The organism is Pedobacter sp. AC402, assembly GCF_979252805.1.
Genome location: NZ_CEEDAI010000006.1, coordinates 138,735 through 161,041, shown reverse-complemented (window position 1 = coordinate 161,041; position 22,307 = coordinate 138,735). Strand labels below are relative to the sequence as shown.

Below are 22,307 nucleotides of genomic sequence, written 5' to 3'. Positions count from 1 at the left end.
TTACGAAAGGAGGCACTACATTTGTGCTTCACGGATCACCAGGTTATCTTCCTGCATTTGTTTAAGGTGTTGAATCAACATTTTCTCAGTAATGGCTGGAATAAGCTTTTTCAGTTCGCTATATCTTTTGGTGCCGCTTAAAAGGTGAAATAATATAATCGGTTTCCAATGACCGCCAATTTTGCTCATTACAAAACTTACCGGACAGGACGCTTTGCTACTTTTTTTGTTGGCGTTTAATGTCGAATTTTCTTTAATGGCTGTCATGATACATACTTTGGGGTAAGTGCTTGTATAAAAGTAAGTACAAATATACCTTTGCTTATACATTAAAACACCATAAATCATGAAAATAATTATAACAGGCTCACTAGGTAATATTAGCAGGCCATTAGCTGCTACATTAATTTCTAAAGGGCAAAAAGTAACTGTAATTAGCAGTAATCCAGAAAAATCTGCTGAGATAACCCAATTAGGGGCACAGGCGGCCATAGGATCGGTAAGCGATGAGAATTTTCTTATCGATACTTTTAAGGGAGCGGATTTAGTTTACCTGATGGTTCCACCAGATTTTTCGGTAAATGATTTCCGGGCCTACATTAAAAGTATTGGCCAACACTATGCTAATGCAGTTAAAACAGCAGGGGTAAATAAAGTAGTTTTATTAAGCAGTATTGGTGCCCATTTAGCTCATGGTACCGGACCGATAGCAGGTTTGCATGATGTGGAGCAGATTTTTAGCGGATTAGAAAATCTTGATGTGTTAACACTTCGTCCTGGATTTTTTTACAATAACTTTTATGCAAACATCGATCTGATTAAACATATGGGCATTATCGGATCTAATTATGAAGCAGATCAATCCATTGTATTGGTGGATCCAAAAGATATTGCTGCGGCTGCGGCTGAAAAAATAGCAGAGGGTTTTAACGGAAGGAGCATCCTTTATATTGCCAGCGATAAACGTAAACTTAAAGAAGTTGCTTCAGCAATTGGTACAGCCATTGGAAAGGCAGATTTGCCATGGGTTGCTTTTGATGATAAACAGGCTTATGACGGAATGGTTGGCGCGGGTTTACCCTCAGAAATTGCTAAAAACTATGTTGAAATGGGAAATGCAATTAGCAGCGGCATATTATGGGAAGATTTTGAAGCTAGGAATATTACCCCAGAAGGAAAAATTAAGTTGGAAGATTTTGCAGCACAATTTGCGCTTGCCTATAATAGCTAAGTAAGTAATTAAAAAAATCATCCACCAATGCTTTTATTAGTGGATGATTTTTTGACATTAAGGGTTTTTAGTCAACGAGATATCATCTACATTACACATAGCATTGGCCAAACCATCCGCTATAAATCCGATTTCTACACTACCACCTTTAACCCTTATGTTTTCTACACTAAAGTTTTGCCAGGCAGCATTTTCCTTTTTGATAATATAATTAAAAGCTTTTCCATCACTTAAGGCATAGATTTCCAATTGATTAAAACCCTTGCTGTTCTTTATTTTTGCACTAAGCGTGTAAATTCCATCTTCCAGTTTAACATAAGGGGAGGAAGTAATATTTTGAAACACTTTACGCTTAAAATTAATCTTATCACTAATGTTCAGGCTTTTTTCGCCGATTACCATTTTTCTGTCGTTTTCAGTATTAAAATAATTTAAAACCGGAGAACTTGTACTGTCAAGTGAGATTTTATTTCCACTTTCTATTGTGGTTAGCCAGCCCGTTAATTGCTCCTGCACTGGTTTAAAAGTACTTGGAATGTGCCGTCTATCGGCTTCAAAGCTTCCATTTTTAACATAATTATTGTCTTTACCAACTGTCCATTTTCCACTTACAGCATCCAGGTTCCATGAGCTGAGCGAATTAAAATAAGGAGTTTCGCCATCAAAAGAAATCGGGCACCATTGGTTGTAGCCCAAACCATTACTGGCAAAATTAGCCCACCTATCGCCACAGTAAATTACGGTTTCCTGCTGGTTGCCTTTTACGGTAACAAAAAAACCAGTTTGCGAAACATGCGCATAATCCTGATCAGCGCCTTTCATTACCAGCATTTTATTGGTGGGTAAGTAGGGGCCTTTAATGTGATCGGCCACCAAATAATAAGCATGCGAGGCATCCCATCCATAAATATTGGAGGCGCACATGTAATATTTATTGTTGTATTTAAACATGCAATTTCCTTCCCTGCTTTCGCCTGCAAAAACCTGGATACAATCTAAAAGGTTTACCTTCCCATCTATTACGCCAATTTCTGATACATAAATTTTGTTTCGTCCTCTACCGTAAGAATAAATGAGATAAGATTTTCCGCTATCATCATCGGTAAATACAGTTTGATCACCAGTGTTCGATGTTCCGATCATTTTTTCCATGCTAATTTCCTGATGCCATTTAAATGTTCCGGCAGGAGAATCAGCAGTTGCAATAAGCACGCGACTGCCATGTTGAACAAACATGGCATATTGTTTTAAAGCTTTAATGTAGGCCACACCTAAGCGGCCAACCCAGGTTTTGCCAGCTTTGTTTATGCTATCTTTTTTTAACACATCCGCTTCGAATGTCCAGATTACTAAATCTGTTGAGCTATAGCAAGTTACTGATTCAAATGCATTTTTAGGTTGCGTAATAAATGGTGTATTGCGATAAATATCTGCTTCGGCATAATGTACACCGTACCAATAATATTTTTTAATTCCCGTTTTAGGATCTGCAAATTTAAATATCCCACCTCCCTGGCTGTAAATAGATTTACCATCTTTGGTATTCCAGAAAATATCATTTTTTATATTGGTGGATTGGGCAATTGCCTGATTGCTGATGCACGAAATTATGTTGATGAAGAATAGCGCAGCGAGGTAAAAGGATAATTCAGGGTTTGGTTTTTTCATTCTTTTAAACTTGGGCGTTTAATTTATTTGGTTAATGGTTTTACTGCACAAGATACATTTCTATCCTATAATCTTTAATTGTTTTAGGTAACAAAATAGGGCTATTAATGAGCGAAGAGTTGTGGATGTTTGATGAGGAGCAGGTTGAAAAAAAGAAAAGGGATTCAATTTGAGATTGATCCCTAATCAACTAACCAAACAAATGTATTCCGGAAACCACGCCGGAATCATGATATAAACGAAAGCACCATCAGATTGTTTTTGCAAACCTGAGATTATTTAATTTTTTTTTAGAAAGAAAAATACAGCGGCTTACCAGAAATTACTTTTGCTTTTTTAGCTTTGTACTATGCAAAATCTTTCCAAGAAGCTTCAGATTGATCTCATCGAACTTAAGGCTAAATACGCCTTCATTATGGATGAACTTGATGCTACTTTTGCAGATGCCTACCTTTCAAAATCGCTGGCAAAACAACGGCTGGCCGAGCAAATGATGCTCGAAATGGAAAGGATACTGAGTGAACATACCGGTGAGCACGAAAATTAACCTGATCATAATGAATATAAAGTTATCCGCTATTGTACTGTTGGCAATTTGCCTTTTAGGTAGTTGTTCGCCGAAACTTGCACCCACTTCAGCGGCTAAAAATAGCAGTGCCTTACGCATCATGACGTATAACCTGCACCATTGCAACCCGCCATCAAAAGAAAAAGAAGGTACTATTGATGTAGATGCCATTGCTAAAGTAATTGCATTGCAAAAACCTGATCTGGTTGCGCTACAGGAGGTTGATGTAAATACAAAAAGATCAGGTAGTATTAACGAAGCGGTTTTGCTGGCCACCAGGTTAAAGATGAATTTTTATTTTGGCAAAGCGATAAACCATGATGGAGGTGAATACGGCGTAGCCATTTTATCACGGTTTCCGTTATCGGCGCAAAAAACTTTTATGTTGCCTAAAAATAGCAATGTTAAAGCAGAACAAAGAGTGTTGGCAATGGTAACTGCCGAAATAGAAAAAGGTGTGTTTATCAGATTTGCATCTACCCATCTTGATGCGCAGCGGGCAGAAGAAAACCGCATTTTACAAGCTAAAGTAATTAATCGTTTAACGGAAAAAGAAACTTTACCACTTATTGTTGCCGGAGATCTTAATGCCGATCCCAGTTCAGAAAGTATTAAAATATTCGACCAGGCTTTCACCAGAACCTGTAGCGATTGTGGTTTTACAATTCCGGTAAACAATCCTGATAAAACCATCGATCATATTGGCTTTAAAAAAGGAAATCCCTTTAATGTAATCTCACACACCGTAATTCCTGAACGTTATGCTTCCGATCATTTGCCGGTTGTTGCTGTATTGGAATTAAAGCGGCTTTAAGTTAATTGCTTTACTTTTTAAAAGATTTGGGAATACTGAATGTGCGCTTTTTATCGGCATCTTTGAAATCTACTTCCATAAAATAATGCTTTTGTTTAATGATGTACTGATCAATAAACCATAAAATATCAGGAAGATTTTCTGTCATAGGTGAACCTGCTATTTCATGCCCCATATCTTGCACATACTGAAAGTAATAAGGATAGTTATTCTCTTTAAAAACACGCGCAAGATATTTCGATCCAAAAAAGCCGCGGTTAAGCAGTCTTACTTTATTATAAGGCACAAGTTTATCAGCCGTGCCATGAAAAAGCATGGTAGGGGCCGGAGGTATGGCATATTTTGGTGCGCCTTTATAACTTAAAATAGCCCCTGCAAAAGAAATTACGCCCTTGTATTGGAATTTAAGGGGAAGTTTTGCTGCAAGTAAGCTGGCATTCCGTTTATTGTAATCGGCATTTAAAGCTGTAATGGCCCCCGCGCTTGAGCCCGAAAGGATAATCATTGCAGTATCTATACCGAGTGTTTTGGCATTTTTAATCAGGTAATTGGTCGCATTAAAAACGTCGGTTGTTGCGGTATCAATTGCCGATTTTAAGCTTGAGGTATTAAACGCCGTAGGAAATTTTTTGCCCTTAAGCCCGAGCCTGTAATCAACAGAAACTACTTTGTAATTGTGCTCAATTAAGGTATTAAAGTATTGATCGAATAATTTACTGTCTCTACGGCCCGTTACAAAGCCGCCACCAAATACAAATAACACCGTTGGTTTCGGCTCATTTAGTTCGCCACGATAATAAATATCCAACTTGAGTGTATTCGAATCCGTTTGAGAAAAAATTTTGGTTTCTACATGGTATTTTTTATCCTTTAAAACAATCTGTCCTTTTGAGGGTAGCCAACAGAATAAAAACAGCAAAAAAAGAATATTTAGCGGGTATATTTTGGTTTTGGGCATCATCTATTTACATCAATTGTTCGCTAATTAGCCAAAAAAATGGTTGGCTATGAATTTCTAAGCTAATTTATTGCATTTTCCATTGCCGTACAATTGATTTAACAATCTAATTTTAAACAAGCCGTATATTCTGCCTTTTTAATACTCGTAAATTAATACCTATTGATTTGATCAGATTGAAATAGCCTTTTAGTGCAAGTTGAGTAGTTTTGATTATTTTTATCTCTATAAATATCACTATGAAAAAAGTACTGCTGGCTATCTTAATCGTGCTCATTTGTATATTTAATGTACATCTGGCAAGCGCATTGCAGAAAAAGAAATTTAAGGTGATCGCTTTTTATACTGCTAAAAGTGATTTAGCACACATCAGTTTTGTGCACGAAGCCAATGCCTGGTTTCCTTTAATGGCTAAGAAATACCACTTCGAGTACGATTCTACCTCCAACTGGGAAAATTTAAACACGAAATTTCTGGCTGATTACCAGGTAGTGTTGTTTTTAGATACCCGGCCGGAAAAGCAAGAACAACGTGAGGCTTTTCAGCAATATATGGAAAATGGCGGCGCTTGGATGGGCTTTCATTTTGCTGCCTTTAGTTTAAACAATTCGGCTATACCACAAAACTGGGATTGGTACCACAATTATTTTTTAGGCTCTGGAGAATATGGTAGCAATACCTGGCGACCTACTTCTGCGGTTTTAAAGGTTGGGTTAAATCATCCGGTAACATCAGGCTTGCCTAAACTATTTAAGTCCCAGCCCAATGAATGGTACCGCTGGACAAACGATTTACGCAAAAATCCAGCTATTGATATCCTGTTATCCATCGATTCTACAAGTTTTCCGCTTGGCACAGGGCCCAAGCAAAGCGAAATCTGGCATGGAGGCTTTTATCCCGTAGTTTGGAGCAACAAAAAATTTAAAATGATTTATATAAACATGGGCCACAACGATATGGATTACGAGCATAAATATGGCAGTACCAATAAATCACTTTCTTCTTCTTTCGGAAATCCTGATCAGGATAAATTATTAATTAATGCGCTTTTGTGGCTGGGTACTGGTAAAAAACATTAAAAAATTGGGTTGTGAATTAGGCATTCTTCTTTCTTTTACTAGTAATTTTTTTAGTTAAAAGATTGACGAAACTCAATAGGCGAGAGGTTGGTTTTTGTTTTAAACAATTTACTGAACGATTGAAGGTGTTCGAACCCCAGTTGGTAAGCAATTTCGCTCACAGATAAATTGGTTGTAGAAAGTTTTTCTTTCGCCAGTTCAATCAGTTTATGATGCAGGTGCTGTTGCGTATTCTGCCCGGTAAGAGATTTGAGCAGGCCGCTCAGGTAGCCTGGCGAAATATTTAAATTATCAGCAATGTAAGTTACACTAGGCAATCCTTTTTCGCTAAGCAAACCACTGTTAAAATAACCATCAAGCAAATTTTCCAGTTTAATCAGTATTTCGTGATTTGCAATTTTACGGGTAATAAACTGGCGTTGGTAATACCTTTCCGAATACGTTAGCAACAGCTCCAGCTGCGCAATAATTACGTTCTGACTAAAACGATCGATATTGGCATGGTACTCTTGCTCAATGTTGATGGCGAGTGCATTGAGTATGGTTTCTTCTTTATCTGATAAGTAAAGTGCCTCATTAACAGAGTAATTAAAAAATTCGTATTGTTTTATGGATTTAGCAAGTGTGGTATTCCATAAAAAATCCGGGTGGATCAGGATCATCCATCCTTCGGGGTGCTGGTTTTCGCTTCCTTTTTCATATTCTACCCCAAATACCTGCCCTGGGGACATAAAGAACAGTACACCCTCATCAAAATCACTGGCCTGCTGGCCATATTTAAATTTGGCATTTTTTACTCTTTTCATCGCAATCGAATAAAAATTAAAAATCATGCTAAAAGAACCTTCGGCCATGGGCCGCTTAAGGTCTTCCATATGCACCACACTAATGAGCGGGTGTGCCGGTTTAGGCAAACCCGCTGCACGTTGATATTCGGTAATGCTACTGAAACGAAAAAGCTGTTGGTTGTTCATAACGTTAATAAAGTTCGTAATTTTTAGGGTAAGCTTCAGCAAACGCTGTCAATTTTATCCTTATATAATCAATCTGCAACTAATTTCTAGTTAAGGATGCGCCAACATTTACTATAAATTACCGAATGCAGGTTTCATTTATTTTGTATAAATGCCATTCTCAATATCGGCCATTAGTGTTGGTTGTGAAGGGTGCCAGTTCAATTGATCCTGCGTCCATTTACTCGATGCAGGGCAATCTATCGCAGCCATGTGTGCAAACCAGCCAAAGTGTTCGGCAGCTGCTTCTTCGGGTATTGATACTGCCGGGATATTGAGTTGTTTACCAATTGCTTCAGCTATATCTTTTACCGTAATGGCTTCTTCAGCCAATGCATGAAAGCGCACGCCCGGTGTAGTGTTTTCTAAAGCAAGGCGGAATAAACGGGCTGCATCAAGGCGGTGTACAGCATTCCATCGGTTAAGTCCGTTGCCAATATAGGCAGAAACTCCTTTTTCGCGGGCAATATTAACCAATATAGGAATAAACCCATGTAAATCATCCTCGCCATGTACCGATGGAGATAAGCGCATAACTGATGCAAGTATACCCTTTGCAGCTAAAGCATCTGCAGCCTGTTCAGAAGCCCTTGGCCAGGCAGGATTAAATGGAGGAATAATATCTTCTGTAGCCAATTTACCCTGACTTACCAGTGCGCTACCTGAAGTTACGATAAGTTGGCGTTGCGTACCTGCAAGTACTTCGCCAATGGTTTCGATGGCTTTTTCATCTATCTTGCAAACTTCTGCAAACCTGGTGAAATCGTGGATAAAGCCGGCATGAATTACGGCATCTACCAAAGCAGAACCACTTTTTAAGCTTTCAAGATCTTCTAAATCACCTCGGTGAACTTCTGCACCGGCAGCAAGCAATTTTTGAGCAGATGCATCTGACCGGGCCAAACCCAATACCTGATGACCGTTTTTAATTAATTCCTGCACAACGGCAGTACCAATGAAGCCTGTAGCTCCTGTAACAAATACACGCATGATTATTTTTTCTTTTGTTGATACAAATATCAACACCATTTAGGCACAGCATTTATCCAAATCTGAGTTTGGTTTAGCCAAAACCACTTTATTAAAAATAACGCAGTAGATCATTTGCCTCTAACCAACTCATGCAACCGGAATTTACAACTGAATTGATTTGTTGATATAAAGTATAATTACACCCACTACAGATTTTCTCCAGATTTACTTTTTATTATTGCGTTAGATATATTAATGTAAATGCATTACATAGCCGATCAATTACTAACCAGGGTAGCAACATTTGTAGAAGACCGTTTAAGAAACAGACTTTCGCAAAAAATGTATTTCCACAATCTAGACCATACTTTACTGGTGGTTAAGGGGGTGGAGGAGATCAGCCGGCACGTTGGGCTTTCGGCGGCCGACCGCCTGGTGGTGGTGCTTGCAGCTTATTTACACGATTTAGGTTATACCGAAAAATATATTGGGCATGAGGAAGCCAGTGCAGCTATTGCGGCCCAATTTCTTACAGAAAATAATTTTGATCAGGACAGGATTGAACTCGTGGGCGAATGCATTATGGCTACGCGTTTTCCGCAATACCCTAAAAATGAACTCGAAATGGTGATCTGTGATGCAGATTTTTACCATTTTTCTTTACCTACTTACCAGGATTATGCCGATAGATTAAAAGCAGAATGGGAAGAAAACCTAAGTTTGGTGTATCCGCAAACTACCTGGGATGCATTAAACCTGGAAATGCTCAGCAGGCACGAATATTTTACCCCTTACGGCAAAAAAACTTTGCAAGAAAGGAAAATGTTGAATATTAATAAACTAACCGAACGGATTGGTTAAGCTTTACTTTAAAATTTGGGCATAATTTAATAATTTACACCATGAAAATTTTGGTTGTTGAAGATGAACAAGCACTTTACGAAAGTATTCTGACCTATTTTACCGGTGAGGGTAATATTTGTGAGCTTGCAACCAACTTTGCTTCCGCATCAGAAAAAATTGCCCTTTACCATTACGATTGTATTTTGTTAGACCTCGGCTTGCCTGATGGGGAAGGGCTTGAACTGTTGACACAATTGAAAAGTATTAATAAAAAAGATGGAGTTCTGATTATTTCGGCAAGGCACTCGCTTGATGACCGTTTGGCCGGACTTGATTTAGGTGCTGATGATTACCTGGTAAAACCTTTCCACCTTTCGGAGTTAAAAGCACGGGTAAGCGCAATTGTTAGAAGAAAAAATTTCGATGGCAATAACCTCATTATCTTCAATGAAATTAAGGTTGATGTTGCTGCAATGAAAACAACCGTAAATGAGCAAGCTGTTGTTTTAACTAAAAAAGAGTTCGATTTATTGGTGTATTTTCTTTCCAACAAAAACAAAGTGGTTACCAAAAATGCAATGGCCGAACACCTTTGGGGCGATGAGATGGACCTGTCAGATGATTTCGACTTTATTTATACCCACGTAAAAAATTTAAAAAAGAAGCTCAGCGAGGCTGGTGCAAAAGATTACCTGCGTTCGGTTTACGGTATCGGTTATAAATTTAGCAGCCAATGAAACTCGCTACCCGTTACAACAGGGTAAACATCATCACTTCCATTATCGTGCTGATTATTACCGGAATTATTTATTACCTCGTTATCCACCTTATTTTAACCAACAAACTGGATAAAGACCTTGCCGTTGAAGAAAACGAAATCAGGCAGTACACCAATACTTATAAAAAGCTTCCGCTTCCTGCCAGTTATCTCGATCAGCAGGTTGCTTACAGCAAGCCAAAGGGCGATACAACCGATGTGCGCGAATTTAACTTTACCACTTATTTTAATGCCAAGGAAAAAGAATACGAGCCGGGCAGAAGCCTGATCACCACCGTAAACCTTGATGGAAAAACGGTGATTGTAACCATAACAAAATCGCGTGTCGAATCAGAAGATCTGGTGCGGATTATCTTATTAATTACCATTGGCATAACCGTATTGCTTCTTTTTTCGCTCTTGCTGATTAACCGTTTGGTACTGAACAGACTTTGGAAACCCTTTTACGTTGTGCTTAACCGCATGAAAGCTTTTGAGGTTGCCCGTATGGATGATATTATTGAAGAACCAACGCGGATTGATGAATTTAACGAACTCAATAAATCGGTAAATGCAATGGCCAGGAAAGTGAAACAGGATTATAAAGAACTGAAAAGTTTTACCGATAATGCCTCACATGAAATGATGACACCCCTGGCCGTAATCAATTCGAAACTGGATTCGCTCCTGCAAACAGAATCTTTTACCGAGCAGCAGGGAGCGTTACTGCAAGATATTTACCAGGCCACAGGCAGGCTTTCCAGGTTGCACCAATCTTTATTGCTTTTGGCGAGGATTGAAAATAACTTAATAGCTGACCTTCAGGAAATCGACTTAAAAGAAATGATTGAAGCAAAAATCCGTCAGTTTCATGAACTTTTTGGTAGAGACGGTTTAATTGTAACCCTAAATTTAACTGAACGGAAGGTAACCATGAGCCGCTACCTGGCCGATATTTTATTAAACAACATTTTTAGCAACGCCTTAAGGCATAATATTAATGGCGGCAGGATAGAAGTTGAATTAACGCAAGAAATATTTACCGTATCCAATACCGGTAAAACCTTAAATATTCAAAACCGCATGTTCGATCGATTTTCAAAGTCGACAGAATCTGAAGGAATGGGACTTGGATTGGCCATTAGTAAACAGATCTGCAATCTTTACGGGTTCGATATCGAATATAGCCATAAAGAAAACCTGCATATTTTTTCAATTAATTTAGGATAAGGCACTTCACTACAGAATTGCTACATAATTGCCTTATAGTTTTGATTAATAATTAAAACTACATCATGCTCAGAATATCCCTCTTTGTCTTGTTATTTACCATTACAACATCAATTTGTTCCGCACAGGTGATTGATTCTGTAGCAAAACTTCCAGCTGATTCTGCTGGAAGATGGTATGCCGGAAATCCGATTGCAAAAACCAAATTCAGGCCAGTTGTTTTTATTGCCCCGGTGGTATTAATGGGTTATGGTTTTGCAGCAGTTTACGATCATGGCCCACTTAAGCAGCTTGATGTTAGCACCAGGGCCGAATTGCAGGAAGACCACCCACTTTTTGCCGCCCATGTTGATGATTATTTGCAACTGGCGCCGGCTGCGGCAGTGTATGCCCTTAATTTATCGGGTATAAAAGGCAAGCACAATCTTTTCGATGCCTCTATGCTCTACCTAACCTCGGCTGCAATTATGGGCGTTTCTACCCATTTTGTAAAACAAGGAGTAGGCAGGGAGCGGCCAGATGATTCAGGCACAAACTCTTTCCCTTCAGGCCATACCGCCTCTGCGTTTATGGCGGCAGAATTTCTTCATCAAGAGTATAAAGATGTTAACCCATGGATTAGTTATGCAGGTTATTTTGTAGCCACTGCAACAGGAACATTAAGGATGTACAACAACAAACACTGGTTTAGCGATGTGGTAGCCGGAGCGGGCTTCGGTATTGCCTCTACAAAAATTGCTTACCTGATTTATCCCTACATGAAAAGCCTTTTTACAACAAAAAAAGAAGGCAATGTTACATTAATGCCTTTTCATCAGCCCGGCAGTACCGGATTAATGCTTTCAGGAAGGTTTTAGCTGATTAAAAACCACAAAAAGAATTCAGGTTATGCCCTAAAAAAAATACCACATCGCATTTTATAATGATGCCCCCGCTTTTTATAATGATGCCCCTGCTTTTTATAATGATGCCCCCGCTTTTTATAATAATGCCCATCATTATATCAAATGTGCCCTAAAAAGATAACTACAGAATTACTTCATAATTGGATATTAACTTAGCCATATACAACAGTTGAAATCAAAATCTGCTCAAGATTAAAAATAACAATGAACATGATCTATAAACTGCGCTTTACCATTTTGCTGGTTGTTATAGCCACTGCGGTTAGGGCGCAAGTACCCGTTAAAAGCCTTGATTATTATTTAGGTGAGGCTAAAGCATCCAGTGCGGTATTAAAAGATTATGAAAACCAAAGTAAAAGTGCCGGTATCGATAGCCTTATTGTTCGTGCAACCGCAAAACCTCAGGTTACCGGCAATGGCAATGGCTTATATGCGCCAATAGTACGGGGTTATGGCTATGATGAAGTACTAAGCAATGGCCAGGCCCTCGAAGCCATGCTCACTGTAAATTATGATCTTTTAAATAAAAAACGAATCAATAACCAGTTACAAGGCATTAAAATTCAAAGCGATTCGATAAAGTATGCAGGGCAACTTTCGCTGTTCGATTTAAACAGATCAATTGTAGACCAATACATTACCGCTTTTGCCAGTCAGCAACAGGTAGATTTTAACCGTGAAGTGGTTATGCTGTTAAATCGGGAAGAAAAACTACTAAAAACCCTAACCAGGAGCAATATCTATAAGCAATCAGAATACCTTACCTTTCTGGTTACCCTTCAGCAACAGCAACTTAGCCTTAAGCAGGCAGAACTGCAGTTTAAAAATGATTATGCAACGCTTAATTACCTCGCTGGCATAGCCGATACCACACAAGCCACCCTTGCCGAACCTAAACTTGAACGCGAAGCATTTGCCGGAAACAAAAGTTTTTTTACCAAACGCTTCGAACTCGATAGCCTCAAAAATATCAATCTCAAAAACGGAATCGACCTAAATTATAAGCCAAAGCTGGGTATTTATGCCAACGGTGGTTACAGCTCATCCCTGGTGCTACAACCCTATAAAAATTTTGGCACAAGTGTGGGTTTTACATTTTCGGTTCCAATTTATGATGGCCACCAAAAAAAAATGCAGTACAATAAACTGGCGCTTTCAGCCAATACCGTTGCAGGCTACAGAAATTTTTTTAGTAAACAGCAAAGCCAGCAAATTAACCTCATTAGGCAGCAGATTATCCAAACAAATGCTCTTTTTGATAAAATAAATGAGCAAATCCGCTTTAGTAAAGGCCTTATCGATGTGGATAGTAAATTGCTCCATACAGGCGATTTAAAGGTATCAGATTTTATCATTGCCATTAACAATTACCTTTCTGCCCAAAACTTATTGCAACAAACAAATATCAACCGATTGAAACTGATTAATCAATTTAATTACTGGAACAGATAATGACGCGAAAATATTTAAAATTAATTTTTAGTGCATTGGCTGTACTTTCCTTTTTTTCGGCCTGCCGTAACGATGATTCTGCCGCCGATACCGATGAGCCATCTCCCGTAACACCTGTGCAGATAACCAACCCAAAAGATAGCTCCATTGCTCAGTTTGTAGAACTTACCGCTGTATCAGCCTACCTTGAAAAAAGTTTTGTAAAAGCAAACATCAATGGATACGTGCAGCGCACAAATGCAAAAACAGGAGAGCAGGTTGGAAACGGAACCTTACTGTTTACGCTCATTACAAAAGAAGCCCGATCTATCGGCAATAGCGTAAACCAACTCGATCCTGGCTTTAAATTTTCAGGTGTTTCCAATATCCGCTCGGGCCAGGCCGGCACCATTGTACAGGTAAACCATCAAAATGGCGATTATGTACAGGATGGCGAAGCATTGGCCACCATCAGCAACCGCAACAGCCTCGTGTTTTTACTCGATCTTCCTTACGAATTGAATCAGATTATCTTAAGGAATAAAACAGTTGATATACAGCTGCCTGACGGGAAAAAACTAACCGGAGCAGTTTCTGGCACCATGCCATCGGTAGATTCGCTTGCCCAAACCCAGCGTTACATCATTGAAATAGCTTCGGCAAAAGATATTCCACAAGGGTTAATTGCCAAAGTGAGGTTATTAAAGTTTAACCATGTAAACGCACAGGTATTGCCAAAATCGGCCGTATTATCAAACGAAACAGAAGACGAATTTTGGGTGATGAAAATGATCAATGATTCTACTGCCGTAAAAGTAAATGTAAAAAAAGGGATAGAAACCAATGCATTAGTTGAGGTAATAGCACCCAGGTTTATAAAAACCGACCGCATTATTAAAACCGGAAACTATGGCATTGCCGATACAGCCAGGGTTAAAATACAGAAATAGCCATGAATAAATTCTTTATTTCCCATAAAAATCCCATCCTGGCCGTACTCATTATCATTATTGTTGGTGGTATTTATTCATTTCAGCAGCTTAAAACAGGTCTTTTTCCCGAAATTACCTTCCCTAAAATAAAAATCATTGCCGATGCAGAACTTCAGCCGGTAGATAAAATGGTGGTTACTGTAACCCGGCCACTCGAAAACGCCGTAAAACAGGTACCCGATCTGCAATTGGTAAGAAGTACCACCAGCCGCGGCAGTTGTGAGCTTTCTGCGTTTATGAATCCAGGTGCAGATATTGATCTCAGTCAACAAAGGATTGAATCGCAGATTGCCAAAATTTCTGCAACCTTGCCCCCTGGAGTAAATATTTCAGTAGAAAAAATGAATCCTTCTATACTTCCCGTGAGCGGATACAGTTTAGAAAGCCATAACTATTCACCTGTCGAACTTAAAAAAATAGCTACCTACACAGTAAAACCCTTTCTTTCTCAGGTAGATGGTGTTTCAGAAATCCGCGTAATTGGTGGCAAAACGAAAGAATACTGGTTAACACTCGATGTACAAAAGATGCAGTCGCTTGGCATTTCGCCAGATCAGGTTACCGCTGCCCTTTCGCAAACCAATTTTATTAAATCAAACGGTTACCTATCCGATCATAATTTCCTTTATTTATCGGTAACCGATGCCACCGTAAAAACGAAAAGCGATCTGGAAGAACTGGTGCTCACCAGAAAAGGAAACAGAACCATCCGAATAGTAGATGTGGCCAAAGTGGATATTCAGCAAAGTGTAGAGTATACCCGCATTAACGCAAACGGAAAAGACGGGATACTCATCGCCGTAATTAAACAGCCAAATGCAAACCTGGTTGATCTTTCTGCAGAAATGGCCGCAAAGGTTAAACAGCTTAAAAAGATTCTTCCGGCAGGGGTGAGCCTTAAACCATACTATGTACAGGCCGATTTTGTAAACGAATCGGTTAAAAGTGTGCGCGATAGTTTATTAATCGGCCTTGCCCTGGCCATTGTAGTGGCCATTATTTTTTTGCGCTCGCTAAAGGCCAGTGCCACCATACTCATCACCATCCCAATTACGCTCTGCCTTACCGTAATTGTGCTTTATTTTGTGGGTTACTCCTTAAATATCATGACTCTTGGGGCCATTGCAGCGGCCATCGGATTAATTATCGACGATGCAATTGTAGTAGTAGAACAGATTCACCGTACACACGAGGAACACCCAAATGAGCCAACTGCACCGCTAATTAGCAAAGCGATTGGTTATCTTTTTCCGGCTATGCTCGGCTCATCCACCAGTACCATAGTTATTTTTGTGCCTTTCGTACTGATGACGGGTGTTGCAGGGTCATATTTCCAGGTAATGACCAATACAATGATTATTGCACTCGTATGCTCATTTTTTGTAACCTGGATCGGCTTGCCCGTAATTTATTTACTGCTAACTAAAAATTCGCATCAAAATGCATCTGGTAAAGCAGTTATTGTACATGAGGTAAAGGCTCAAAACTGGGTTCGTTATTTTATCCAAAGGCCCTATATTTCTTATGGTTTTCTCCTGTTGCTTGTTGCATCCATCATTCTGATATACCCAAGGTTGCAAACCGGGTTTTTACCCGAAATGGACGAGGGCAGTATTGTGCTCGATTATGCATCGCCTCCGGGTACATCGTTAGAAGAAACCGATAGGATGCTAAGGGAAGTGGAGAAAGAAATGGTGAAAATTCCGGATGTACAAGCCTATTCGAGAAGGACAGGCACACAAATGGGGTTTTTCATCACCGAACCCAATACCGGAGATTATCTAATCCAGTTGAAGCCAAACCGTAAAAAAAGTACCGATGAGGTAATTTCCGAAATAAGAACACATATTGAGCACACTCAACCTGCGCTGGTTGTCGATTTTGGTCAGGTAATAGGCGATATGCTCGGCGATTTAATGAGCTCAACAAAGCCTGTTGAAATTAAGGTTTTTGGTATCGACCAGCAGAAATTGCAGCAATTGGCTAAACAGGTAGCAGGTCTGGTTTCGAAGGTGAGCGGCACAGCAGATGTTTTTGATGGCATTATCCTTTCAGGGCCAACAGTAAATATTCAGCCTAACTTTACCATGCTTGCCCAATATGGCATTACGCCGCTTTCTTTCCAGGCACAGGTGCAAACCGCTATGCAGGGCAATATCATTGGCGATTTATATGATAAACAGCAACTTTCTCCCATCCGGATGGTATATCCCGGAAGCAGGGTTTTTGGTGTATCGGATATTTCATCACTTAAAATATTTCTTCCCAATGGTGTGGCTGTGCCGATTCAGAATCTCGCCAAGGTTGATCTTCAACCGGGTAATGCCGAGGTAGAAAGGGAAAACCTGCAAACCATCGGAGCCATTTCTGCAAGGCTGGATAAAAGGGACCTTGGGAGTGTAATGAGAGATATTAAATTGGCAGTTAACAGCAAAGTGAACCTCCCATCAGGTTACCATATTGAGTATGGTGGTGCTTATAAAGAGCAGCAACAATCCTTTTCCGAACTCTTAACCATTTTAATAGCTTCAAGCTTGCTGGTTTTCAGTGTAATTCTTTTCCTTTTCAGGGATTTTAAGATTGCCTTCCTAATTCTGTTGATTGCTGTATTAGGCATTTCAGGCAGCTATATAGCCCTTTTACTTACAGGTACACCTTTGAATGTTGGCAGTTATACCGGTCTGATTATGATTGTTGGAATTATTGGGGAAAACGCCGTGTTTACCTTTTTGCAGTTTAAAGAATCATTAGATGAAAAAAATATGGATGATGCAATTACTTTCGCCATTTCTACGCGGTTAAGGCCAAAACTAATGACGGCTTTAGGGGCAATTATTGCTTTATTGCCGTTGGCCCTCGGTATAGGAGCAGGCGCACAGTTGCACCAGCCATTGGCCATTGCCGTTATAGGAGGCTTCATTGTTGCGTTGCCACTTTTGTTAATAGTGCTTCCGAGTTTAATCAGGAAGATTTACAGCAAAAAAGAGATTAAATAAGAGGGCTTCGACTGCGCACAGGCAGATAATTAGCGGGTATCTTAGTGATTTGTGGGGTGTAGAAGCTGGGGGCGATCGGTCATCATACCGGATGTATGAAACGCAATGCATCGTTTTTTTAACCACAAAGAACACAAAGGGAAGGCGCAAAGAACACAAAGCTGGGTGGGTATTCGGGTACGCTGGCATTAACAGCCTTTAGTAAAGCGGTCGTTATTGCGCGGTACGAAGCAATCCTAAAGCACACGCTAGTAGCGATCGTTGTAAGATTGCTTCGTCGGCTGAAAAAGCCTTCTCGCAATGACGATAATATTGGGTATTCATTTAAAATCTTGTCACTCCTATTGATTTTTATACAATAAATTAACCCTCAGAGATGACACAATTAAGGGATTAAAATCTATGAATTCTCCGTGCTTTCTGTGTTTCCGTGGCAAACATAAAAAAAACACATTAAGTAGCTGTGGTTAACTCATGACTAAGATCCTGAAACAAGTTCAGGAAGACGCATGAGATGACGGTAGACACATGAGGGCTCAGGATGAAATCACGAGAATAAGTAATGCGTATATAAAACATAATAGATTTTCCGTGCTTTTTGTGTTTCCGTGGCAAATGCAATAAAAAACACCTTAAGTAGCTGTGGTTAACTCATGATTAAGATCCTGAAACGAGTTCAGGAAGATGCATGAGATGAAGGTGGACGCATCAATGCTTACTATGAACCACCTTATTTAATCGCTCCAAAAGCAGCAAAGTAACCGTTTTTGTGCAGAATTTCGGTTACTGTAAAGCCAACTTTGTGCAATAGGCTCAATTGGTAGTTAAGCGAGCGCGGAGTATCCTCATAAGCAATATAATCAAATACCTTTTGTCTGTATTCGGGCCCGCCAAGAGTTTCCAGGTATGCGCCATATTGTTTACGGAAAAGCTGATCAACCAGTGGCGAATCATGGGCAATAAGATCAGAAATCCAGATGCTTCCACCAGGTTTTAAAGCCCGGTAAATTTTGGTAAACATGAGTTCCCAATCGGCATTACTACGCAAATGGTGAAATGCTGCCGCAGAAAGTATAATGTCGAAATGCTCCTCAGGCAAGTTTAAATTAAGCATATCATCCTGTATCAAGTTTACCCGGCCAGTAGTTTGTGCCAGTATCCGTTCTTTAGCTTTTTCAAGCATTGGCAGGCTCAGATCGTTTAATGTGCAGTTAAGATTTGCAATTTTACTCAGCATCTTTAAGGTATAATTACCCGCTCCACAGCCAATATCGAGTAACTCCTTTGCTTCAGGATTAATATATTTTGCAGCCTCTGTGCAAAGTTCCATGGTTAAGGGTGCATCAATAGTGGTTTGCTGTCCGGTTTCCAGATTAGAAAAGCGTTCAACATCCTCATCAAAGCGGCTTCTAATTTCTTCAATGGTTGCTTTTTGGGTGTCATGTGGATTCATAAAATATTTTTTTGTTAAAGTTAACATCACTCATCATATTTGTAAAATATCAATTTATGCATATATTGATACTTATTAGGTATTATAAAACATGGAACTCCGACATCTCTTATATTTTAAAACCGTAGCCGAAGAGCTTCATTTCACCAAAGCGGCTAACAAACTTTTCATTTCACAGCCTCCGTTAAGTCGCCAGATAAAAGAATTAGAAGAAGAACTCAGCGTTAGGTTGTTTGAACGGAACAACAAGCAGGTAACTTTAACCAATGCTGGCAAATACTTTAAAGACGAGGTTGATGCCCTGTTTTCTAAATTAGCCGAAAGCAAAGAAATTGTGCGCCAAATTCATGGAGGATTAAGCGGCGAACTTAAAATCGGTTACATCAGTTCTGTATACCAATCGCACATGGCCGAAATCTTAAAATCCATGCAAATCGCTTTTCCTTATTTAAAAACAAGTCTGTTCGAAGTGCCTACGCTTACCCAAATCAAAGCCCTGGAAGAAGGGAAATTAGATGCCGGAATTTTGCGCGCACCCGTATTATCAGAAAAATTAAAGGTCGAATCTTTGTTTTTTGATCCCTTTGTAGTGGTTATTCCTTTTAGAGATGAAAAACTTGGCGAAATTGAAGCACTTGGAGATTTCCTTAAAAACCGTCCGTTTATTTTTTTTAATAAAGATTATGCTCCCCAGTATAATGAAAAGCTGATGGAAATCTGTCAGAGGCTGGGTTTCCGACCGGATATTACCCACGAAGCCAATAATGTACATTCTATATTGCAACTGGTTGAGGCCGGGCTTGGCGTATCTATTTTACCGCTTTCATTAAAAAAGCAGTATAGCGGTATGAAAATCTCCTTTGTAGAACTTCATGGAATTCCGGTTAATACCGAGGTTGTACTTGCTTACAAGGCATCTAATAAAAATCCTGCTCTGAAATGGTTTATAGAACATTATTTACGTGATTAAAAAGATCTATAACAAGTTTTACCCGGTTTTAAGGTAAATAATTACATAAACATATTGTATAAGAAAGAAATTTCTCACAGAAACGTAATTTACCAAAATACCGGTAGGGAAAAGAAATAAAAGATATAATATTGCAGTTCCAGACCGTTTAAAAGCGTAAATCAGCGTATTATAGTTTGTTTTTTATCCGATATGAATATTGTTAATTTAATTAAAACGAATCTCGCGGTACTCTGCTGCGCAGCATTACTATTTCCTGTTACAGCCATTGCTCAGCAAAAGGAACAAAAAAGAATACAACAATCCACTCAGGTGTTATCCGGTTTCGGAAAAATGAAAGAGTCTATTCCCTCCAAATTGCTTGAGCTAACCCAGGGTATTGTTGTTGTACCGAAGCTCATTAATGCTGGTTTTGTGGTAGGTGGTAAACGAGGGAGAGGTATTGCAATGGTGAAAAGAGCAGATGGAAGCTGGAGCAATCCTGTATTTGTAACCATTACAGGTGGCAGTATCGGCCTCCAGGCAGGAGTACAATCAACCGAACTTGTGCTGGTTTTTACGCATGCCAATAGTTTAACTTCCATTAAGCAAAGTAGTTTTACACTTGGTGGCGATCTTTCTGTTGCAGCCGGGCCTTTGGGGCGGAGTTCTGCCGTAAATACCGATTATAAGCTCGATGCAGAGGTTTATTCCTATTCCCGTAGTAAGGGCCTTTTTGCAGGCCTGTCAGTTAATGGTGCATCACTGGAAATTGATGCTGCTGCAAATGCAACCGTTTATGGAAAAGATATGGATGTAGCGCAGATTTTTGCCTCTCAGGGAGATCCTGATGATGAAATAGGAAAGCTTAAAGCTACCCTGATCCAAATGAAATAACACCACCAATTTGGTAAAGTGAGTTTGATTTTTGCAACGTTAAATCTTGAAAACATGAAAAAAACTATGTTAATTTTATTACTTGCAATGGCTGGTTTTTCTGGTTATGCACAAACTTACCAGGCAATTACCAGTAAGAATAAAACTTACCTCGAAACACTAAAAGGTGTGAGTTATACCTATAAAGATGGCGTGGTAACTTTAAAAAATAACGGCAAGTATGATTTGGGTACTGTGAGTGTAATCGCATCTTCAAAGGTCGACAGCACTTTGTTCGGCATTGCTTTATTTGAGGAAGGGCTCGAAAAAGGGGCTACCGTTAAAGCCGAGGTTTATTTTACAGTTGGCATTGGCAAAGCTAGTCATGATGTTGCTTTAAAACAGGTTAATCAGAAAGCACTCGTTTTGTCGTTTGATAAAGCTACCCGGGCCATAAAATGATTTAACCTTAATTGTTAAGCTGCGGCGAGCAAAAATTCTGCATTTTATCGTTATTCCTCTGTGGATAATCTACATTAAATTCATATAGCCTAAATTTTATTAGGTATATGGTTGTTACATTGCAAAACCAACCAGGTAAACCTGTTTCTTGTATTCACGCGGTGATAAACCTGTAATTTTTTTAAAGGATTTAGAAAAGTAAGAAAGCGATTCGAAGCCTGTTTGAATGGCAATTTCAGAATATGTTAACTGGCTTGTGGCCAACAGATGCTGCGCGCGCTCAATACGCTTGCCAAGGATGTAATTTACCGGTCGTTCACCTGTAAAAGCTTTAAACTGCCTTGAAAAATAATCGGGATGCTGGTTAACGCGTGATGCCAGTGCGGTTACAGATAGTTCTTCGTGCAGGTTAACCAGGATATGGCCAATTGTTTCAGCAATTTTTAGCGGCGCATGATGCATTCCATGTGCCTGATGCTGCTGGCCCTTTAAAAAACGGCCCATTAGCTGTAATAAAATGCCCTGAGTTTCGAAATAACTGGCCAGGTTTTGCCTGTTGTTAAGTTCTTGGTATTCTTTATAATAAATATTTTTTTCGTATACCTTAGGGTCGTCAGACCTGTTGATCCCGCGACCGGGATTAATTTCCAGAAGCCTTTTAAAAAGATCAATATCCATCGAAGTTGCCTTTACTTTTGTAAGTGCCCGCCGCTGTGCAAAAAGGGAAACCCCATCTGCAGATTCTTCAAAAAACTGAACGAAATACTGACTTAAATAATCTTTACACTTCAGATTACACAGCGTAAAGCTTGGGATAATGTATAAATATCCTGGTTCAAGTGTCAATACATCGCTTTGATCCGAAACTTCGCCCAAACCGTTATCTATATAATAAATCCGATAGTAGGGGCTGATTACATTTTTGTAATCCCACTTCGAGGTCAGTTTTACATAATCTACATTCAGCAGGGAAAAAGTGTTCTGCAATATTCTTTTGATCATTAGTTAAATGTCGGATTTTTACAACAAAAAGTCTAATTTTTCCAATTTTAGCACGGATGAGTTACCTAGCTTTGGTAAAGTTAACCAAATATAAAGCCAGGTTGCGAA

General features: G+C 39.4%; 21 protein-coding genes. 14 read left to right on the top strand and 7 right to left on the bottom strand.

All coding sequences use genetic code 11. The annotated features are described in order from the left end of the window. Window positions 1-15 precede the first annotated feature (15 nt). A complete protein-coding gene (locus tag AC0IWE_RS05015; protein WP_471792185.1) occupies window positions 16-267 on the bottom strand; it encodes a winged helix-turn-helix transcriptional regulator in 252 nt (83 codons plus the stop codon). 79 nt (window positions 268-346) lie between these two features. On the opposite strand from AC0IWE_RS05015, the gene AC0IWE_RS05010 reads away from it, so the two are divergent. Further along, entirely contained in the window at window positions 347-1,231 is an 885-nt protein-coding gene (locus AC0IWE_RS05010) for an NAD(P)H-binding protein (RefSeq protein WP_471792184.1), read from the top strand. A gap of 57 nt (window positions 1,232-1,288) precedes the next feature. Here AC0IWE_RS05010 and AC0IWE_RS05005 read toward each other — a convergent pair whose 3' ends face one another. After that, the gene (locus AC0IWE_RS05005; protein ID WP_471792183.1) at window positions 1,289-2,899 is read right to left on the bottom strand and encodes a family 43 glycosylhydrolase; all 1,611 of its coding nucleotides are present in this window, start codon (window positions 2,897-2,899) and stop codon (window positions 1,289-1,291) included. A 349-nt stretch (window positions 2,900-3,248) separates the two neighbouring features. Here AC0IWE_RS05005 and AC0IWE_RS05000 point away from each other — a divergent pair, with 349 nt between their 5' ends. Continuing rightward, window positions 3,249-3,446: a hypothetical protein gene (locus AC0IWE_RS05000; protein ID WP_471792182.1), complete on the top strand. Its 198-nt coding sequence runs from the start codon at window positions 3,249-3,251 to the stop codon at window positions 3,444-3,446. A gap of 10 nt (window positions 3,447-3,456) precedes the next feature. Beyond that, on the top strand, window positions 3,457-4,281 hold the full coding sequence (locus AC0IWE_RS04995) for an endonuclease/exonuclease/phosphatase family protein (protein WP_471792181.1): 825 nt from the start codon (window positions 3,457-3,459) through the stop codon (window positions 4,279-4,281). Window positions 4,282-4,291: 10 nt separating this feature from the next. Here the strand turns inward: AC0IWE_RS04995 and AC0IWE_RS04990 are convergent, their stop codons facing one another. Continuing rightward, window positions 4,292-5,242, bottom strand: a complete 951-nt coding sequence (locus AC0IWE_RS04990; protein ID WP_471792180.1) for an alpha/beta hydrolase — start codon at window positions 5,240-5,242, stop codon at window positions 4,292-4,294. Window positions 5,243-5,478: 236 nt separating this feature from the next. Here AC0IWE_RS04990 and AC0IWE_RS04985 point away from each other — a divergent pair, with 236 nt between their 5' ends. Continuing rightward, window positions 5,479-6,318 carry a ThuA domain-containing protein gene (locus AC0IWE_RS04985; RefSeq protein ID WP_471792179.1) on the top strand — a complete coding sequence of 280 codons (840 nt, stop codon included), beginning with the start codon at window positions 5,479-5,481 and terminating at the stop codon, window positions 6,316-6,318. Window positions 6,319-6,368: 50 nt separating this feature from the next. Here AC0IWE_RS04985 and AC0IWE_RS04980 read toward each other — a convergent pair whose 3' ends face one another. Next, the gene (locus AC0IWE_RS04980; RefSeq protein ID WP_471792178.1) at window positions 6,369-7,292 is read right to left on the bottom strand and encodes a helix-turn-helix domain-containing protein; all 924 of its coding nucleotides are present in this window, start codon (window positions 7,290-7,292) and stop codon (window positions 6,369-6,371) included. Between the two features lie 138 nt (window positions 7,293-7,430). After that, complete coding sequence (locus tag AC0IWE_RS04975) at window positions 7,431-8,321, bottom strand: SDR family oxidoreductase (RefSeq protein WP_471792177.1); 891 nt, start codon at window positions 8,319-8,321, stop codon at window positions 7,431-7,433. Between the two features lie 243 nt (window positions 8,322-8,564). Between AC0IWE_RS04975 and AC0IWE_RS04970 the strand changes: the two genes are divergently transcribed. The 7 genes from AC0IWE_RS04970 (at window position 8,565) to AC0IWE_RS04940 (ending at window position 17,457) form a co-directional block, all read left to right on the top strand. Continuing rightward, window positions 8,565-9,164 (top strand): HD domain-containing protein, encoded by a 600-nt coding sequence (locus AC0IWE_RS04970; protein ID WP_471792176.1) that lies wholly within the window; start codon window positions 8,565-8,567, stop codon window positions 9,162-9,164. Window positions 9,165-9,205: 41 nt separating this feature from the next. Further along, the gene (locus AC0IWE_RS04965) at window positions 9,206-9,883 is read left to right on the top strand and encodes a response regulator transcription factor (protein WP_471792175.1); all 678 of its coding nucleotides are present in this window, start codon (window positions 9,206-9,208) and stop codon (window positions 9,881-9,883) included. Further along, window positions 9,880-11,133, top strand: a complete 1,254-nt coding sequence (locus AC0IWE_RS04960; protein ID WP_055905610.1) for a sensor histidine kinase — start codon at window positions 9,880-9,882, stop codon at window positions 11,131-11,133. The genes AC0IWE_RS04965 and AC0IWE_RS04960 overlap by 4 nt, the downstream gene beginning before the upstream one ends. Before the next feature lie 65 nt (window positions 11,134-11,198). Beyond that, window positions 11,199-11,990 (top strand): phosphatase PAP2 family protein, encoded by a 792-nt coding sequence (locus AC0IWE_RS04955; protein WP_471792174.1) that lies wholly within the window; start codon window positions 11,199-11,201, stop codon window positions 11,988-11,990. Between the two features lie 252 nt (window positions 11,991-12,242). Beyond that, a complete protein-coding gene (locus tag AC0IWE_RS04950) occupies window positions 12,243-13,490 on the top strand; it encodes a TolC family protein (RefSeq protein WP_471792173.1) in 1,248 nt (415 codons plus the stop codon). Beyond that, window positions 13,490-14,419, top strand: a complete 930-nt coding sequence (locus AC0IWE_RS04945) for a hypothetical protein (protein ID WP_471792172.1) — start codon at window positions 13,490-13,492, stop codon at window positions 14,417-14,419. The genes AC0IWE_RS04950 and AC0IWE_RS04945 overlap by 1 nt, the downstream gene beginning before the upstream one ends. A 2-nt stretch (window positions 14,420-14,421) precedes the next feature. Beyond that, the gene (locus tag AC0IWE_RS04940) at window positions 14,422-17,457 is read left to right on the top strand and encodes an efflux RND transporter permease subunit (RefSeq protein WP_471792171.1); all 3,036 of its coding nucleotides are present in this window, start codon (window positions 14,422-14,424) and stop codon (window positions 17,455-17,457) included. A gap of 730 nt (window positions 17,458-18,187) precedes the next feature. Here the strand turns inward: AC0IWE_RS04940 and AC0IWE_RS04935 are convergent. After that, window positions 18,188-18,910, bottom strand: a complete 723-nt coding sequence (locus AC0IWE_RS04935) for a class I SAM-dependent methyltransferase (protein ID WP_471792170.1) — start codon at window positions 18,908-18,910, stop codon at window positions 18,188-18,190. Between the two features lie 91 nt (window positions 18,911-19,001). On the opposite strand from AC0IWE_RS04935, the gene AC0IWE_RS04930 reads away from it, so the two are divergent. The 3 genes from AC0IWE_RS04930 (at window position 19,002) to AC0IWE_RS04920 (ending at window position 21,197) form a co-directional block, all read left to right on the top strand. Next, the gene (locus tag AC0IWE_RS04930) at window positions 19,002-19,880 is read left to right on the top strand and encodes a LysR family transcriptional regulator (protein WP_471792169.1); all 879 of its coding nucleotides are present in this window, start codon (window positions 19,002-19,004) and stop codon (window positions 19,878-19,880) included. 192 nt (window positions 19,881-20,072) lie between these two features. Beyond that, window positions 20,073-20,756 (top strand): lipid-binding SYLF domain-containing protein, encoded by a 684-nt coding sequence (locus AC0IWE_RS04925; protein WP_471792168.1) that lies wholly within the window; start codon window positions 20,073-20,075, stop codon window positions 20,754-20,756. Window positions 20,757-20,810: 54 nt separating this feature from the next. Continuing rightward, complete coding sequence (locus AC0IWE_RS04920) at window positions 20,811-21,197, top strand: hypothetical protein (RefSeq protein ID WP_471792167.1); 387 nt, start codon at window positions 20,811-20,813, stop codon at window positions 21,195-21,197. A 114-nt stretch (window positions 21,198-21,311) separates the two neighbouring features. On the opposite strand, the gene AC0IWE_RS04915 is transcribed toward AC0IWE_RS04920, so the two are convergent. Beyond that, window positions 21,312-22,199, bottom strand: a complete 888-nt coding sequence (locus tag AC0IWE_RS04915; RefSeq protein WP_055905578.1) for a helix-turn-helix domain-containing protein — start codon at window positions 22,197-22,199, stop codon at window positions 21,312-21,314. Between the last annotated feature and the right edge of the window lie 108 nt (window positions 22,200-22,307).

What these genes read in the sequence shown, in the direction of transcription:
- AC0IWE_RS05015 (WP_471792185.1), bottom strand. Translation starts at nt 267, where the DNA reads ATGACAGCCATTAAAGAAAATTCGACATTAAACGCCAACAAAAAAAGT.
- AC0IWE_RS05010 (WP_471792184.1), top strand. Translation starts at nt 347, where the DNA reads ATGAAAATAATTATAACAGGCTCACTAGGTAATATTAGCAGGCCATTA.
- AC0IWE_RS05005 (WP_471792183.1), bottom strand. Translation starts at nt 2,899, where the DNA reads ATGAAAAAACCAAACCCTGAATTATCCTTTTACCTCGCTGCGCTATTC.
- AC0IWE_RS05000 (WP_471792182.1), top strand. Translation starts at nt 3,249, where the DNA reads ATGCAAAATCTTTCCAAGAAGCTTCAGATTGATCTCATCGAACTTAAG.
- AC0IWE_RS04995 (WP_471792181.1), top strand. Translation starts at nt 3,457, where the DNA reads ATGAATATAAAGTTATCCGCTATTGTACTGTTGGCAATTTGCCTTTTA.
- AC0IWE_RS04990 (WP_471792180.1), bottom strand. Translation starts at nt 5,242, where the DNA reads ATGATGCCCAAAACCAAAATATACCCGCTAAATATTCTTTTTTTGCTG.
- AC0IWE_RS04985 (WP_471792179.1), top strand. Translation starts at nt 5,479, where the DNA reads ATGAAAAAAGTACTGCTGGCTATCTTAATCGTGCTCATTTGTATATTT.
- AC0IWE_RS04980 (WP_471792178.1), bottom strand. Translation starts at nt 7,292, where the DNA reads ATGAACAACCAACAGCTTTTTCGTTTCAGTAGCATTACCGAATATCAA.
- AC0IWE_RS04975 (WP_471792177.1), bottom strand. Translation starts at nt 8,321, where the DNA reads ATGCGTGTATTTGTTACAGGAGCTACAGGCTTCATTGGTACTGCCGTT.
- AC0IWE_RS04970 (WP_471792176.1), top strand. Translation starts at nt 8,565, where the DNA reads ATGCATTACATAGCCGATCAATTACTAACCAGGGTAGCAACATTTGTA.
- AC0IWE_RS04965 (WP_471792175.1), top strand. Translation starts at nt 9,206, where the DNA reads ATGAAAATTTTGGTTGTTGAAGATGAACAAGCACTTTACGAAAGTATT.
- AC0IWE_RS04960 (WP_055905610.1), top strand. Translation starts at nt 9,880, where the DNA reads ATGAAACTCGCTACCCGTTACAACAGGGTAAACATCATCACTTCCATT.
- AC0IWE_RS04955 (WP_471792174.1), top strand. Translation starts at nt 11,199, where the DNA reads ATGCTCAGAATATCCCTCTTTGTCTTGTTATTTACCATTACAACATCA.
- AC0IWE_RS04950 (WP_471792173.1), top strand. Translation starts at nt 12,243, where the DNA reads ATGAACATGATCTATAAACTGCGCTTTACCATTTTGCTGGTTGTTATA.
- AC0IWE_RS04945 (WP_471792172.1), top strand. Translation starts at nt 13,490, where the DNA reads ATGACGCGAAAATATTTAAAATTAATTTTTAGTGCATTGGCTGTACTT.
- AC0IWE_RS04940 (WP_471792171.1), top strand. Translation starts at nt 14,422, where the DNA reads ATGAATAAATTCTTTATTTCCCATAAAAATCCCATCCTGGCCGTACTC.
- AC0IWE_RS04935 (WP_471792170.1), bottom strand. Translation starts at nt 18,910, where the DNA reads ATGAATCCACATGACACCCAAAAAGCAACCATTGAAGAAATTAGAAGC.
- AC0IWE_RS04930 (WP_471792169.1), top strand. Translation starts at nt 19,002, where the DNA reads ATGGAACTCCGACATCTCTTATATTTTAAAACCGTAGCCGAAGAGCTT.
- AC0IWE_RS04925 (WP_471792168.1), top strand. Translation starts at nt 20,073, where the DNA reads ATGAATATTGTTAATTTAATTAAAACGAATCTCGCGGTACTCTGCTGC.
- AC0IWE_RS04920 (WP_471792167.1), top strand. Translation starts at nt 20,811, where the DNA reads ATGAAAAAAACTATGTTAATTTTATTACTTGCAATGGCTGGTTTTTCT.
- AC0IWE_RS04915 (WP_055905578.1), bottom strand. Translation starts at nt 22,199, where the DNA reads ATGATCAAAAGAATATTGCAGAACACTTTTTCCCTGCTGAATGTAGAT.